This window comes from Microbacterium sp. MYb45, assembly GCF_002979655.1.
Classification (GTDB): Bacteria; Actinomycetota; Actinomycetes; order Actinomycetales; family Microbacteriaceae; genus Microbacterium.
Map to the genome: position 1 here is coordinate 73,930 of NZ_PCPG01000011.1, position 14,259 is coordinate 88,188.

General features: G+C 69.7%; 17 protein-coding genes. 7 read left to right on the forward strand and 10 right to left on the reverse strand.

Features of this window, described 5'->3' with window-relative positions:
• Nucleotides 1–93 precede the first annotated feature (93 nt).
• Nucleotides 94–1,380, reverse strand: a complete 1,287-nt coding sequence (locus CQ034_RS15300) for a hypothetical protein (RefSeq protein WP_105711713.1) — start codon at nt 1,378–1,380, stop codon at nt 94–96.
• The gene (locus tag CQ034_RS15305) at nt 1,377–1,640 is read right to left on the reverse strand and encodes a hypothetical protein (protein WP_105711714.1); all 264 of its coding nucleotides are present in this window, start codon (nt 1,638–1,640) and stop codon (nt 1,377–1,379) included. The genes CQ034_RS15300 and CQ034_RS15305 overlap by 4 nt, the downstream gene beginning before the upstream one ends.
• 148 nt (nt 1,641–1,788) lie before the next feature.
• Between CQ034_RS15305 and CQ034_RS15310 the strand changes: the two genes are divergently transcribed.
• Complete coding sequence (locus CQ034_RS15310; RefSeq protein ID WP_029264367.1) at nt 1,789–2,328, forward strand: low molecular weight protein-tyrosine-phosphatase; 540 nt, start codon at nt 1,789–1,791, stop codon at nt 2,326–2,328.
• Nucleotides 2,325–3,707, forward strand: a complete 1,383-nt coding sequence (purB, locus tag CQ034_RS15315; protein ID WP_051662409.1) for an adenylosuccinate lyase — start codon at nt 2,325–2,327, stop codon at nt 3,705–3,707. The genes CQ034_RS15310 and purB overlap by 4 nt, the downstream gene beginning before the upstream one ends.
• A 168-nt stretch (nt 3,708–3,875) precedes the next feature.
• On the opposite strand, the gene CQ034_RS15320 is transcribed toward purB, so the two are convergent.
• The 3 genes from CQ034_RS15320 to CQ034_RS15330 form a co-directional block, all read right to left on the reverse strand.
• On the reverse strand, nt 3,876–5,309 hold the full coding sequence (locus tag CQ034_RS15320) for an MDR family MFS transporter (RefSeq protein WP_105711715.1): 1,434 nt from the start codon (nt 5,307–5,309) through the stop codon (nt 3,876–3,878).
• Between the two features lie 70 nt (nt 5,310–5,379).
• Entirely contained in the window at nt 5,380–5,733 is a 354-nt protein-coding gene (locus CQ034_RS15325; RefSeq protein ID WP_029264364.1) for a hypothetical protein, read from the reverse strand.
• A complete protein-coding gene (locus tag CQ034_RS15330; RefSeq protein WP_105711716.1) occupies nt 5,730–6,380 on the reverse strand; it encodes an acyl-CoA synthetase in 651 nt (216 codons plus the stop codon). The genes CQ034_RS15325 and CQ034_RS15330 overlap by 4 nt, the downstream gene beginning before the upstream one ends.
• A gap of 307 nt (nt 6,381–6,687) precedes the next feature.
• On the opposite strand from CQ034_RS15330, the gene CQ034_RS15335 reads away from it, so the two are divergent.
• Nucleotides 6,688–7,611 (forward strand): hypothetical protein, encoded by a 924-nt coding sequence (locus CQ034_RS15335; protein ID WP_105711717.1) that lies wholly within the window; start codon nt 6,688–6,690, stop codon nt 7,609–7,611.
• On the opposite strand, the gene CQ034_RS15340 is transcribed toward CQ034_RS15335, so the two are convergent.
• Nucleotides 7,599–8,438 (reverse strand): sulfurtransferase, encoded by an 840-nt coding sequence (locus CQ034_RS15340; protein WP_105711718.1) that lies wholly within the window; start codon nt 8,436–8,438, stop codon nt 7,599–7,601. The genes CQ034_RS15335 and CQ034_RS15340 overlap by 13 nt on opposite strands.
• Nucleotides 8,439–8,544: 106 nt before the next feature.
• Between CQ034_RS15340 and CQ034_RS15345 the strand changes: the two genes are divergently transcribed.
• Complete coding sequence (locus CQ034_RS15345) at nt 8,545–9,471, forward strand: DMT family transporter (RefSeq protein WP_258134233.1); 927 nt, start codon at nt 8,545–8,547, stop codon at nt 9,469–9,471.
• On the opposite strand, the gene CQ034_RS15350 is transcribed toward CQ034_RS15345, so the two are convergent.
• On the reverse strand, nt 9,461–10,480 hold the full coding sequence (locus CQ034_RS15350; protein WP_105711720.1) for a zinc-dependent alcohol dehydrogenase family protein: 1,020 nt from the start codon (nt 10,478–10,480) through the stop codon (nt 9,461–9,463). The genes CQ034_RS15345 and CQ034_RS15350 overlap by 11 nt on opposite strands.
• Nucleotides 10,481–10,608: 128 nt before the next feature.
• Between CQ034_RS15350 and ribA the strand changes: the two genes are divergently transcribed.
• The 3 genes from ribA to CQ034_RS15365 all read left to right on the forward strand — a co-directional run bounded on the left by ribA (nt 10,609) and on the right by CQ034_RS15365 (nt 12,228).
• On the forward strand, nt 10,609–11,268 hold the full coding sequence (gene ribA, locus CQ034_RS15355) for a GTP cyclohydrolase II (protein WP_105711721.1): 660 nt from the start codon (nt 10,609–10,611) through the stop codon (nt 11,266–11,268).
• A gap of 28 nt (nt 11,269–11,296) precedes the next feature.
• Nucleotides 11,297–11,770: a MarR family winged helix-turn-helix transcriptional regulator gene (locus CQ034_RS15360; RefSeq protein WP_105711722.1), complete on the forward strand. Its 474-nt coding sequence runs from the start codon at nt 11,297–11,299 to the stop codon at nt 11,768–11,770.
• Nucleotides 11,771–11,874: 104 nt separating this feature from the next.
• The gene (locus CQ034_RS15365) at nt 11,875–12,228 is read left to right on the forward strand and encodes a helix-turn-helix domain-containing protein (protein ID WP_105711723.1); all 354 of its coding nucleotides are present in this window, start codon (nt 11,875–11,877) and stop codon (nt 12,226–12,228) included.
• A gap of 1 nt (nt 12,229) precedes the next feature.
• Here CQ034_RS15365 and CQ034_RS15370 read toward each other — a convergent pair whose 3' ends face one another.
• The 3 genes from CQ034_RS15370 to CQ034_RS15380 form a co-directional block, all read right to left on the reverse strand.
• Nucleotides 12,230–12,823, reverse strand: a complete 594-nt coding sequence (locus CQ034_RS15370; protein ID WP_105711724.1) for a ClpP family protease — start codon at nt 12,821–12,823, stop codon at nt 12,230–12,232.
• Nucleotides 12,820–13,437 carry a ClpP family protease gene (locus CQ034_RS15375; RefSeq protein ID WP_181156337.1) on the reverse strand — a complete coding sequence of 206 codons (618 nt, stop codon included), beginning with the start codon at nt 13,435–13,437 and terminating at the stop codon, nt 12,820–12,822. Before CQ034_RS15375 ends, CQ034_RS15370 begins: the two co-directional genes overlap by 4 nt.
• An 87-nt stretch (nt 13,438–13,524) precedes the next feature.
• Nucleotides 13,525–14,232 (reverse strand): response regulator transcription factor, encoded by a 708-nt coding sequence (locus CQ034_RS15380; RefSeq protein ID WP_105711725.1) that lies wholly within the window; start codon nt 14,230–14,232, stop codon nt 13,525–13,527.
• Nucleotides 14,233–14,259 lie beyond the last annotated feature (27 nt).

Here is a 14,259-nt window from a genome sequence, read left to right on the forward strand (position 1 = left end):
GAGCGGGATGTCACGGCGAATGGCTATGGCGGCGATCAGGCAGTCGATCATGCTGCGGATCGGGTGGCCGTTGGCCGCCGAGGCTCATCGCGGTCACTGTTTCACCCGCTCGGCATGGAACTCGGTGCGTTCAATCTCGACGGCATCGCCGAGCTCCCGCCAGTACGCGTCGAGCGCCTCGGCACGCGGATCGGACGAGTCGTCCACCATCTGTGCAGTCTCGATGTAGGCCTCGAGCGCGTGCGGCTGCAGCGACAGGTCGTACAGGCCGTCCTGCGGGTCGACTTCGCGTGTCGCGGTGAAACTGTCGGGAGAACCGGTGCCCGTGGCCGATCCTCCCGCAGCGAGCTTCGCGACGACGTCGTCGGAGTGCGAGAGCTGGATGAGAGTCTGGCCGTCACCGAGCGACGACTCCTGCGGGCTTCCCGCCGTCAGCTGCATCGCGACGTCGTAGTCGCTCTCCATCGCGAGGTGCGCCGCGATCATCCCGCCCTGCGAATAGCCCACGATGTCCACCCGGTCTCCGGGCTCTGCGCCCGCGGCGGCCAGCGCGTCGACGGTCGCCTGATACGACGCCGACCGCTGCCCCTGATAGAGCTCCAGGTTCGACTTCATGTCCCACGGATCCTCTTCGCCGCCCTCCCAGGGGACGGAGTTCTGCGTCCCTTTGACGTAGGTCACGTAGCGGGTCGCACCGTCGGCCATGGTGTACTTCTCGACCGCCACCTGCGCACTCGACGACGGCAGGCGCTTCAGTGCACCGGCCACGCCCTTCGGCGCACCGGCCGGGGTCGATGTGGCGGTCGGAGTCACCCGCACGGGATCTGCGGCCCCCGTGAGCCGGGCTCCCGACGGCACCTTCCCGAGCGTGGACGTGAGGCCGGCGAACGCCCCGGCCAGGAGCAGTGACGGCAGCAGTCCGAAGACGCCCATCGGTTCGGGCACGCCTCCGTGACGTCGCCCCGCCCAGTCGGCAACCAGCCAGTCGGCCATCACTCCGACGCGCGCGTCGCCGTCGAGGAGTCGATGGATACGCGCCCGAAGGGCACTCGCGCCCGCGCGATCCCCCAGGGCGAGAGCTCCGGCCTCCGCCCGAAGCTCCACCACCTCGAACGCGTCCGCCATCAGGAGGGTGCCCGCGCAGGCATCCTCGAGTTCGGCACGCAGCTCTCCGACACGCTCCCCGCTGCGATGCAGCGCACCGATATCGACCTGCGGGGCGGCCTCCGGCGCAGAGGCCAGGAGCGCACCGGCGCGGGCGATCGCGGCCCGAGCCTCCTCGCACTGCGTCGCCACCGTCTGCATCCGGTAACCGACATCGCGCAGCTGCTGGGTGTCGACGGCGATCACCCCGCCGTGCCCGATCTCCAGGCCGCTCATTCCGCTCCTCCGGCGTTCAGCTCCCACTGACGCACGTGGAGATGCCCGATCTCGGCGCCGCAGTCTTCACGCAGTCGCGCCAGCCGCTCATGCAGGGCGCGGAACCCCTCGGACTCCCAATCCGACGCATCGACGAGCGACACCAGCACGGCTCCCGCGTCTTCGAGCAGCGAGATCGCCGAACCGATCTCGCGACTGGTCAGCATCCAGACCCAGCTGGCCTCGGAGGCGATGGCATGATTCTGCGCGATGGAGTACATGGCCCTCAGCCTCTGCGTTCGACGGGTCCGGGCCCGACCGGATTCTCGCGGTCAGTGGAGAGAGGAAACCCGGATCTGGGTGTGCAGAGAGGGCGCGCCTGAGCACCCCGCGCTGTGCAGGATCGTCGGAGGCGGGCAGAATGTATCTGTGACATCCCCGGATCCCTTCCGCGTGATCTTCGTCTGCACGGGGAACATCTGCCGCTCTCCCATGGCCGAGGTCGTCTTCCGCGACCTCGCCGAGCGGCAGGGACTCGGCTCGCGTATCGTCTCGCGCAGCGCCGGCACCGGCGACTGGCATCTGGGCGAGCGCGCCGACGACCGCACGATCGACTCCCTCGCCCGGCGCGGATACGACGGCTCTCGGCATCGGGCGCGCCAGTTCACCGCCGCGGCTTTCGCCGACAACGACCTCGTGGTCGCGCTCGACCGCACCCACGAGCGCATCCTTCGAGAGTGGGCGCACGACGAGGACGAAGAGGGCAAGGTCACGCTGCTCCTCGCGTTCGACCCGGACGCCTCCACCCACGACGTCCCCGACCCGTACTACGCGGGGGCGGCGATGTTCGATTCGGTGCTCGGTATGATTGAGGCGGCGACTCGGGGCCTGTTCCGCCAGCTCGAACCCGCTCTTCGTCTCCCCCGCTCGCCCCGAACCTTCGGGGCCTCATCAGGAGGACTCCCCTGACTTTCCAGCCTTCGCTCCCGCCGCAGCCCCTGAGCCCTCTCGACGGTCGCTACCGCGGCGCCGTCACCGGGCTCGCCGACTTCCTCTCCGAGGCGGGGCTCAACCGCGCACGAGTCGAGGTCGAGGTGGAGTGGCTGATCGCCCTCACCGACCGCTCGCTGTTCGAGACGACCCCGCTGTCGGATGCCGACAAGGAACGCCTGCGTGCGCTGTACCGCGACTTCGGGCAGGCCGAGATCGACTGGCTCGCCGAGAAGGAAGCCGTCACCCAGCACGACGTGAAGGCCATCGAGTACCTCGTGCGCGACCGCCTCTCGACGCTCGGACTCGACGCCATCGCCGAGCTCACGCACTTCGCCGCCACCAGCGAGGACATCAACTCCGCCTCCTACGCGCTCACCGTGAAGCGCGCCGTGGAGGAGGTCTGGCTGCCGGCCCTGGACACCGTGATCGCGAAGCTCCGCGAGCTCGCGGTCGAGCACGCGGATGCCGCGATGCTCTCCCGCACGCACGGCCAGCCCGCGACCCCATCGACCATGGGCAAGGAGATCGCGGTCTTCGCGTGGCGCCTCGAGCGCGTGCGCGGCCAGATCGCGGCATCCGAGTACCTTGCCAAGTTCTCGGGCGCGACCGGCACCTGGTCAGCGCACCTGGCGGCCGACCCCGACGCCGACTGGCCGACCATCGCCCGCGAGTACATCGAGGGCCTCGGACTCGGCTTCAACATCCTCACCACCCAGATCGAGTCGCACGACTGGCAGGTCGAGCTCTACGACCGCGTGCGTCACGCCGGCGGCATCCTGCACAACCTCGCCACCGACATCTGGACCTACATCTCGCTCGGCTACTTCGCGCAGATCCCGGTCGCCGGGGCCACCGGTTCGTCGACGATGCCGCACAAGATCAACCCGATCCGCTTCGAGAACGCCGAGGCGAACCTCGAGATCTCGGGTGCCCTGCTCGCCTCGCTCGGTCAGACCCTCGTCACCAGCCGCCTGCAGCGCGACCTCACCGACTCCACCACGCAGCGCAACATCGGCGTCGCGTTCGGGCACTCGCTGCTCGCCCTCGACAACCTGCGCCGCGGCCTCAATGCGATCTCGCTCTCGCGCGACGTGCTGCTGGCCGACCTCGACGTGAACTGGGAGGTGCTCGCCGAGGCCATCCAGACCGTCATCCGTGCCGAGGTCGTCGCCGGTCGGTCCACGATCACCGACCCGTACGCGCTGCTCAAGGAGCTGACGCGCGGCCACCGGGTGGGCGCCGCCGACCTCGCCGAGTTCGTGCAGGGGCTCGAGATCGGCGATGCCGCGAAGCAGCGCCTCCTCGCGCTGACTCCGGCCACGTACACCGGCATCGCCGAGCGCCTCGCCCGCTAACACGCGCACCCGCACCCGGTCCCGCCACGCAGGATCGCCGAGTGCACGGCTTGTTGCCGAGTACACCGCCGATTCACGCAGGGTTCCCGTGCAGTCGACACGATCCCGTGCACTCGGCGACGGATGGCGGGAGCGGGCGCGGGGGAGCGGGAACGGACGCGCAGCGGGCTAGGAGGCGGGTTCCCCGGAGTGGTCCTCGACCTTGTCCTTCGGCATGAAAGCGGCGGCGAGCAGCGTGAGCAGAGCGGTCACGGCGACCGCGACGAACACCCACACCGACGCGTGGATGATCGTGTCGGGGTCATCGGGGCCGGCGCCCTGCGCGATGGCCGCGTTCGAGATCGCCCCGAACACCGCAACTCCCACGGCGCTGCCCGCTGAGCGCGCGAACGCATTCATGCCCGTCACGGCTCCGCGCTCGCCCCACCCCACGGAGGACTGCGCGGCGATCAGGGTCGGCGCGGCGCTCCACCCGAGCCCGAACCCGAGGACGAACGCGATCAGCGACAGCACCCAGGGGTTCGGCCAGGCCGACACCGAGGCGAGGACGATCGCCGCGACCGAGGCGATGCTCATCCCGATGAGTGTGGTGCGACGGAACCCGATGCGCAGATACAGGCGCCCCACGTTCGCTGCGGCGATCGGCCACCCGAGCGTCAACGCCGCGACCGCCAGACCCGACAGCAGTGGCGCGATGCCCAGCGAGCCCTCGAGGTAGGCAGGCGCGAAGCTGGTGACGCCGATCATCAACGCACCCACCCCGAGCGAGACGAGGGTGGTGGTCAGGATCAGCGGCCTGGCTGCGAGCCGGAGGTCGACGATGGGCTCCGCGACGCGGCGTTCGACCATCGCGAAGAGCACGAGAGCCACGATGCCGATCCCGAAACACAGGGCGCTCTGGACGGAGATCCACGCCCAGGCGTTGCCGCCCTCCAGCATCCCGAGGATCAGACCGGTCAACCCGACCGTGAGCAGCACGGCTCCCGCGTAGTCGATCCGGTGCCGTTCGGTCTGCTTCTGCTCCTTGTACTTGAGCTGCAGCATCCAGGCCGCGATCAGACACAGCGGGATGTTGACCCAGAAGATCCAGCGCCACGCGTCGAGCTGAGCGAAGACGCCGCCGAGCGCCGGTCCGACGACCGAGGAGATCGCCCAGACGCTCGCGATGTAGCCCTGCACCTTCGCACGCTCGGCGACCGTGTAGATGTCTCCGACGATCGTCATGGCCATCGGCGCGACCGCCCCCGCGCCGAGCCCCTGGATGATGCGGAAGACGATCAGCGCGGGCATGCTCCACGCGAAGCCGCAGAGGATCGAGCCGAGGAGGAACAGGGCGATGCCGAGCAGGATGATCGGCTTGCGGCCGACCGTGTCGGCGAACCGGGAGTAGATGGGGACGCTCACGGCCTGCGCCAGCAGATACACCGAGAACAACCACGGGAACTGCTGATAGCTACCGAGATCGCGGACGATGCTGGGCACCGCGGTGGCGAGGATCGTGGCGTCGATCGCGATGAGCCCGGTCGCGAGCATCAACGCGCCGAGGATGGGGCCTCTCGGCGACCGGAGTCCGATGGAGGCGCGGTCGACGGAGGCAGTCACTTCAGGGACAAGCCCCGTGGCGCCGGGACTATTCCGACGAGTGCCGCGAAAGGCGCGGCTCCCTCGCCCGTCACGAGGACGACGTGCGGCCGGGCTCGTCGCCCTCCGCCTCGCCCTCGGGCTCCGGGTCGTACAGCACCGGACGGTCGATGGTCTTGGTGACGTCGGCGGGGTCGACCGCGAGGATCAGCATCGCCAGGATCAGCAGAGTGACGATGAACGCCCCTCCGCCGACGACGAGCCCGAGCGCGATCGGCGTGAGCCCGTCGTAGGTGCCGTTCGCGATCGCCGTGTTCACACGCGTGGTGAAAGCGCCGGTGGAGACGAGCGTGACAACCATGGCGAACACGCCGCAGCCCAGCGCGATCAGCAGCAGGTGCAGCGGGCGCAGGATGTCCCGACGGGTGGGCTTCTCGTCGCTCATCGCTCTCCTCCGTGCTCCGCAGGGGCGGTGCTGTCGTTCGATTCGGTGGCCGCGGCGGCGGCATCCACCCGCTTCGGGGTGAGCCCGGCGATGCCGAGGAAGACCGCGACGATCGCCGCGTAGCCGCCGAACATGCCGACACCGAGGATGATGCCGGACAGGACGAACGTGCCGGCCTTCTCGATCGTGTACTCCTGCAGGAATCCGGCCGGGATCAGCAGCAGGACGATGCCCAGCAGCACGCCCAGCGCGCCGACGGTAATCGCGTCGCGCGAGAGCGGATCAGCAGTACGACGCGAGCGGATGCCGGCGAGGATCTCGATGCCGCCGCTCACGATCGCCCAGGAGGACACGACGATGAAGAACAGGTCGTCGGATCGCCAGGCCGGGATGCCGCTCACGCCACCGGCGACGACGCCGAGCGCGGCGAGCAGGATGTACGACCAGCGCGAGCCTGGCGGGAGCACCAGCCAGGCCCCGAGCAGCTGCACGAGCGCGGTGGTGAAGACGAAGCCGCTGAAGACCGAGAGGCCGACAGGGGCGGAGTGGTCCGACGAGAACGTGATCATCAATGCGGCGACGGCGGCGAACAGCGCGCGCAGCAATTGCACGTGGCGCATGGTGAATGCGCGAGCAGGGGCAGACATGACGGTCCAGAGTCCTCCGGGGTGTTCCTCCCAGTCTACGCGGGGGCGCGGAGCGGCAGCGCCCGCGGCCACGCACGGAGGAGGTTTCGTGAAGCCCGGCGGATCTCCCCAGATCGATTGCCGGGCTTCACGACGTACGCAGCAAGGGGGGCATCACTGCGTCAGGCCGGTCTTCGCAGGGTCGGGCACCCTGCCTGCGATGACGGCCAAGTGACCCCACATGCCCACCCGGTCCCCCTGAGATGTGCGCGTGCGGTCGTATGCTCACTTTAGGGCGGTGGTCTTCACATACCGGACGGGGGCTGTGATGAGTTACGAGTATGACGAACGCAGGTCCGTATCCGATGCCTTCGCGGCGGCTCTGCGCGACGCGATCAATGCGAGGCACGTGACGCTGTCGTGGCTGCACCAGCAGCTCAACATGCGCGGAAACCGTGTCTCGATGGCCACGCTGAGCTATTGGCGCTCGGGCGCGCGACGCCCGGAAGGTGCGCAGTCGCTCGCCGCACTCGTCGACATCGAGGATCTCCTCTGCCTCGACGCCGGAGCACTGCGTCGACACCTCGGCCCCACGAACCGGACCGGTCCCCTCGGACCGAACCGGTTCCCCCTCGACGAGGAGGAACTGGAACGTGCTGTCATGGTCGCCTTCGACGCGCTGGGCGCCTCGTACCCCGACACCTCACGCGAGCTGACGACCCACTCCGTGACCGACGTCGACGCCGACGGCAACGTCGCGTACAGCATCACCCGCAGCATCGTGCAGTCCACGATCGGCACGATCACGGCCATCCCGTTCCTCGAGATCTCGCCGGGAGTCAGCACGCCGGCACCGATCCTGAGCGCGGTGTCCGGCGGACGCATCACCGCCCGGTACTCGCACCCCGCCGGCGAGGTGCACGGGGTGCTCTTCGAGCTCGACGTGCCCCTGACCGCACCGGACACGGCGATGGTCGAGTGGTCGGTGACGTATCCGCCCGACTACCCGCCGATGCGGGACACCGGTCACGCCCTGGCGCAGAAGGCCAGAGAGCTGCTGGTGTGGACCCGGTTCCACCCGGATGCCGTGCCGGACTGGTGCGAGGAGCGGGTCGAGACCCCGGAGGGCGTCACCGTGACCGCGGTGCCGCTCACCCGCGGGACGTCGGTGCACCTGGTGCGGCGCGCGTTCGGTCCCGGCGCGCTCGGGCTGCACTGGGGGTACGGCCCCCGCGAGGATCAGCCGGGCTGATCGCCCGTGGCGACCGGGAGACCGGGAGTGTTGGACCACTGGCTCCACGAGCCGGGGAAGACTCGGGCGTCGATGCCGACCTCGTGCAGGACGAGCGCGGTGTGGGCGGCCGTGACGCCGGACCCGCAGTAGGCGGCGACCGGCGTGCCGGGTGTCACCCCGATCTCGGCGAAGGACACGAGGATCGTCTCGCGGTCGAGGATCCGGCCCGCCGCATCGAAGTGCACGGATTCGGGGAGGTTCCGCGCGCCGGGGATGTGTCCGGCGACCGGGTCGTACGGCTCCGACTCGCCGCGGTACCGGTCGGCCGCTCGCGCGTCGATCAGCACGCCCGACTCCGGGAATGCGGCGGTCTCGTCGATCGACAGCGCGTCGCCGCCGATCTCGTCGAGCACGACATCGCCCGGCTCGGGCACCACATCGTCGGTCGCGACCTCGAACCCCTCGGCCTGCCAGCCCCGGATGCCGCCGTCGAGCACGCGCACATCGACCCCACCCTGGCGCAGCAGCCACCAGGCGCGCGCCGCCGAGATGCCCGTGAAGTCGTCGTAGGCCACGACGGTGTCGCCCGCACGGACGCCCCAGCGACGAGCCGCGGCCTGGAGGGTGGCCGTCGACGGCAGCGGATGCCGCCCCTCCGACGGTTCGCCGTGGGTGGCGAGCTCCGTGTCGAGCGCGGCGAAAACGGCACCGGGGATGTGGCCCGTCAGGTAGTCGTCATGCCCGGCGTCGGGCCGATCGAGCCGCCACCGCACGTCGATCACACGCACCGGCGCGCCTCGGCTCAGCAGGTCATTCAGCTCGGATGCACTCACGAAGTCGCTCATCCTGCGAGGCTACCGAGTCTGCGGCAGCATCCGGTTCGGGGCCGTCTTATCCCGTCACGATCCGCGCGACTATGCTCGATCCGGCAACGTCGAGGAAGGGGCAGCGATGCCCTCTCGTCTTCGGTGGATGCGGCTCCGCCCGCAGGAGGCCGCACTCATCGCGATCACCGCGGTGTGGGGCGGCACGTTCCTGCTCGTGCACTGGGCGATGGAGCACTCGGGGCCCTGGTTCTTCGTCGGCATCCGGTTCCTGATCGCGGGACTGATCAGCGTCGTGATCTTCCGCCGCGTGCTGCGCGGCATCCGCTGGCGTGATGTCGGCGCCGGCGTCGCGATCGGCGTCATGATCTACCTCGGCTACGGGCTGCAGACGCTCGGGCTGCAGACCATCGACAGCAGCACCTCGGCCTTCATCACCGCGATGTACGTGCCGCTGGTTCCGTTCGCGCAGTGGGCCGTGTTCCGAAAGCGACCGCCGGCCATGGCCTTCGCGGGTGCCGGGCTGGCGTTCGTGGGGCTGCTGCTGATCGCCGGGCCCGACGCCTTCGCGCTCACCCTCGGCATGGGCGAGATCGCGACCATGATCAGCACTCTGCCCATCGCGGCCGAGATCATCCTGATCAGCCTGTTCGCCGGGAAGATCGACCTCGGCCGCATCACCGTCATCCAGCTGCTGACCGCCGGAGTGCTGGGGCTGCTCACGATGCCGGTGGTGGGTGAGGGAGTGCCGGAGTTCTCATGGATCTGGGTCGGCTGCGCGGTGGGGCTGGGTGCGGCGAGCTGCCTGATCCAGCTGACCATGAACTGGGCGCAGAAGTCGGTCTCCCCCACCCGCGCGACCATCATCTACGCCGGCGAGCCGGTTTGGGCGGGGGTCATCGGGCGTATCGCCGGCGAGCGCCTGCCCGTGACCGCGCTCATCGGCGGAGCGCTCGTCGTGCTCGGGGTCCTCGCGAGCGAGCTGAAGCTCGTGCGGCGGCGAGCCGAGAGCGGCGGCTCGCCGCCGCCGCCGCTCGACGACGTCAGACCGTGAGCAGCACCTTGGTGGCGCGACGCTCGTCCATGGCGCGATATCCCTCGGCGGCATCCTCGAGTGGGAGGGTGAGGTCGAACACCTTGCCGGGGTCGATCTTGCGGTCCCAGATGAGCTGGATCAGCTCGGGCAGGAAGCGCCGCACCGGAGCGGGGCCACCGTGCAGGTGCACGCCGGAGAAGAACAGCTCTTCACCGGGCAGTGCCACGTCGTGCGAGACGCCGACGTAGCCGACGTGGCCGCCGGGGCGGGTCGAACGGATCGCCTGCATCATCGACTCCTGCGTGCCGACCGCCTCGATCACCGAGTGCGCGCCGAGCCCGTTCGTGAGCTCCTTGATGCGCGCCACCCCCTCGTCCCCGCGCTCCTCCACGATGTCGGTGGCGCCGAACTCGCGCGCCAGTGCCTGCCGGTCGGCGTGCCGGCTCATCGCGATGATGCGCTCGGCCCCGAGTTCGCGGGCGGCGAGGATGCCGAGCAGCCCCACTGCTCCGTCACCGACGACCGCGACGGTCTTGCCGGGTCCGGCCTCGGCGGCGACCGCCGCGAACCAGCCCGTGCCGAGCACGTCTGATGCCGCGAGCAGCGAGGGGATCAGGTCGGCGTCAGGCTGCCCGGGCGTGACGACGAGCGTGCCGTCGGCGTGCGGGATGAGCGAGTACTCGGCCTGCGTGCCGTACTTCCCCATCGGGACGACGTGCACGCAGCGGGACTGGTAGCCCGCCTGGCAGATCTCGCAGGTGTTGTCCGAGGCCATGAACGAGCCGACCACGAAGTCGCCGACCTTCAGGGTCTGCACCTCGGTGCCGATCTCCTCGACGACGCCGACGTACTCGTGCCCCATCGGGGTGTGATCGACGTCGTCGTCGCCGCGGTACGGCCACAGGTCCGACCCGCAGATGCAGGTCGCGGCGAGCCGGATGACGGCATCCGTCGGCCGGGTGATCGTCGGCTTCTCGCGCTCCTCGACCCGGACGTCGCCGGGGGCGTACATGACTACTCCACGCATTCGTGCTGCTCCTTCTGTCGTGTGAATCCAGTCAACGCCGATTCCGGCACGGGTGGGAGGCTCTCTCATGGCACCCCTCGGATCACGGCGGACGGGAATAGTTCGACGGGCCGCGCGTTGCACCCGACATGATTGAAACTTCAACCGTCGCTCCGGTCGCCACGGAACGCACCCGCGTCCGCGTGCCGCTGCGCTTCGGGGACGGCTTCTCAACCACCGCCGACGTCGTCACCTTCGACGGCCTGATCGACGGCCGCGAGCACCTGCTGTTCGGCCTCGGCGACTGGCGCGCGGCGCTCGAGCGCGCAGCCGACGGAGGCGCTGCCCCCCTCGTGCGCCCGCACAGCGAGTGCCTGACCGGTGACGTCTTCGGCTCGGAGCGCTGCGACTGCGGCCCCCAGCTGCGCGAGGCCGTCGGGCGCATCGCCGACGAGGGCGGATTCCTGCTGTATCTGCGCCAGGAGGGTCGCGGCATCGGCCTGTACGCCAAGCTCGACGCCTACGCGCTGCAGGATGCCGGACTCGACACGTATGAGGCGAACGTCGCCCTGGGCCACGGCGAGGACGAGCGCGACTACACCGTCGCCGCGCAGATGCTGAACGCGGTCGGCGTCGACGGCATCCGCCTGCTGAGCAACAACCCCGACAAGGCCGTGCAGCTCGAGACCCTCGGCATCCGCGTCACCGAGCGCGTGCCCACCGAGGTGCACCTGTCGGAGGCGAACACCCGCTACCTGCAGGCCAAGCGGGACCACACCGCCCACACGCTCGACCTGTCGGCGGCGTGACACCGACGTGACACTCGAGGAGGGCACCATGACCGCGGCAGGACAGCATCCGCGTCGACTCGACGACGGAGAGATGGCGACATGGCTTCCCGTCATCCGGTTCGTCCAGCTGCTGCCGCAGGTGCTCGATCGCACCTTGAAGGAAGAGGTCGGGCTCAATCACGCCCGCTACGCCATCCTCGTCACGCTGGCCGGGCAGGGCGAAGGCACCGTGACGATGACGGAACTCGCGCGCATCGCCGGCCTCAGCCGCTCACGCCTGAGCCACGCCCTCGACTCGCTCGAGGAGCGCGGCTGGGTGGAGCGCACCTCGTGCAGCTCCGACAAGCGCACGCTCTCGGCCACCCTGACCGCCGAAGGCCGCGAGATGCTGCGCACGGCCGCTCCGGTGCACGTCGAGCAGGTGCGGGAACTGGTGCTCGATCCACTCACGGCGGAGGAGCGCGCGCAGCTCGAAGCGATCCTCAGCAAGCTCCTGCCCGGCGTGACCGCGGCGCTGTAGCCCGATCACCCGCGGCGAGGTGCGCGAGTTCCTCTCCTGAGCGCACGGTTCTGCTCTGAGCAGAACCGCTCGAACCCGCCGGATGCCGCGGTTTATCGTGAGGCATGGCCGACCTGATCTCGTTCCCGCGCACCCCTCGCCCCGATCGCCCGAAGTCGGGCGGCCCCGAGCCGCTGTGGCGTCAGATGCTGGGCGACCAGCTGCGTCGCCGCCGCCACGACCGCGAAGAGACCCTCACCGAGACCGCGGAGAAGGCGGGCGTCTCGCCCCAGTACCTCTCCGAGGTCGAGCGGGGGCTGAAAGAGCCGTCGAGCGAGATGATCGCCGCCATCGCCGGCGCACTCGACACGAGCCTGATCGACCTCACGAGCGCCGTGGCCGATGACCTGCGCTCGGCCGCGGTGCCGGCATCCGCTGCCGTCTCGGTGTCGCGCGGCGCGTTCGCCCTCGCCGCCTGACTCACACCCCCCGCGGACCCAGCACCGTGTCGATGAGCCCGTAGTCCAGGGCCGCGGATGCCGTGAACACCCGGTCGCGGTCGGTGTCGGCGCGGAGCTCCGCAACCGTGCGCCCGCTGTGCCTCGCGAGGATCTCCTCCATGTCTGACCGCACCCGCACCACCTCGTCGGCCGCGAGGATCAAGTCCGGGATCGCGCCGCGCGACTGGCCGGCGGGCTGATGCAGCACGATGCGGGCATGCGCGAGCGCGGCGCGCTGGCCCGATGCTCCGGCGGCGACGAGCAGCGCGGCCGGACCGATCGCCTGACCGACGCACGTCGTCGCGATGGCCGGACGGATGTGCTGCATGGTGTCGTAGATCGCCAGGGCCGCGCCGGGGTCGCCGCCCTCGCTGTTGATGTAGAACTGGATGCCGCTCTCCGGACTGTCCGCGTCGAGGTGCAGCAGCTGCGCGATGAGGGCGTTCGCGACACCGGCATCGATGCCCGTTCCGAGATAGATGACGCGTTCTGCGAGCAGGTGGGAGTAGACGTCCATGATGCGCTCCCCCCGCGGATGCTGCGCGATGACGTTGGGGATCGAGTAGGTGCTCATGCGGTCACCCCCAGTCCGACGCGCGCGCGTTGCCGCGGCATCACCTCGGCGATCGAGGCCACGATCCCGTCGATGAAGCCGTACTCCTGCGCCTGGGTCGCGGTGTACCAGCGGTCGTGCAGCGAGTCCTCGAAGATGCGCTCGAGGGGTTGGCCCGTGTCGGCCGAGATGAGGCCCAGGACCGTGTCGCGCGTGTGCCGCAGGTCGTCGGCCTGCGTCTCGATCTCGCCCGCGGACCCGCCGATGCCCGCCGAGCCCTGATGCATGAGGATGCGCGCGTGCGGCAGGGCCCGCCGCTTGCCCGGGGTGCCCGCGGAGAGCAGGAACTGCCCCGCGCTGCAGGCGAGCCCGAGGGCGAGGGTCGCCACGTCGTTGGGGATGAGCCGCATGATGTCGCGGACCGCGAGCATCGACGGCACCGAGCCGCCGGGCGAGTGGATCCAGAGGGCGATGTCGGCGGCGGGATCCTCCGCCGACAGGGCGAGCAGCTGCGTCATCAGCAGCGTGCCGTTGTCGTCGTCGAGCGCACCGTCGAGCACGAGCACGCGCTCGTGGAACAGTGCGCGCCGGGCCTCAGGGCCGAACTGCGGGATGGAGGGGTTGTCTTCGCTCATGCCCCCAGCATCCGTCGCCACTTCGCGCTACGGGCCGGATTCTGCCGTGAGCGGCTCTGCCCTGAGCGGATGCCGGGTGGACGACCTTCAACACCTCGGCCTGCGAACTCCGCCTTTTCCGCCGACCTCGTCGCCCGCGCCCCTGAGCCGGTACCCCTGGCGCCGGATCGTGTCGATGAGCGCAGGAGCGCCGAGTTTTCGTCGCAGCGTGCAGATGGTGACCTTCACCACCTGGCTGAACGGGTCTGTGTGGATGTCCCATGCCTTCTCGAGCAGTTCCTCGGAACTCACGATCCTCCCGCCGGCGCCCATGATCGTCTCGAGCACTGCGCGTTCTTTCAACGTCAACTCGATCGCATGCCCGAAACGCGTCACCTCCTGGGCGAACAGGTCGAATCGAAGCTCGCCGCACACGAGCGTCGGCGGAATCCTCGTCACCGGGCGTCTGCCGAGCGCCCTGACGCGTGCGAGCAGCTCCTCATGGTTGAAGGGTTTGGCGAGGTAGTCGTCCGCTCCGAGCACGAGGCCCTCGACCTTGGCCTTCGAACTGCCGCGCTGACTGATCATGAGCGTCCGCACCTCCGGCGCGCCGGTGATCAGGGTTGTGCACGATCGCTCCCCCGGCAGAGGCGGGAGTGCCCGCTCGAGGATCAACACGTCGTACGTCGTGGAGGCCAGAAGGAGCTCGGCCGACCGGCTGTCAGACACCGTGTCCACCGCCATGCAGTTGCGGATGAGAGTGTTCTGCATCCGATGCGCCGTCTGCACGTTCGGTTCGGCTATGAGGACCCGCATCTGGCCTCCACTTCGTATCTCCGTTCA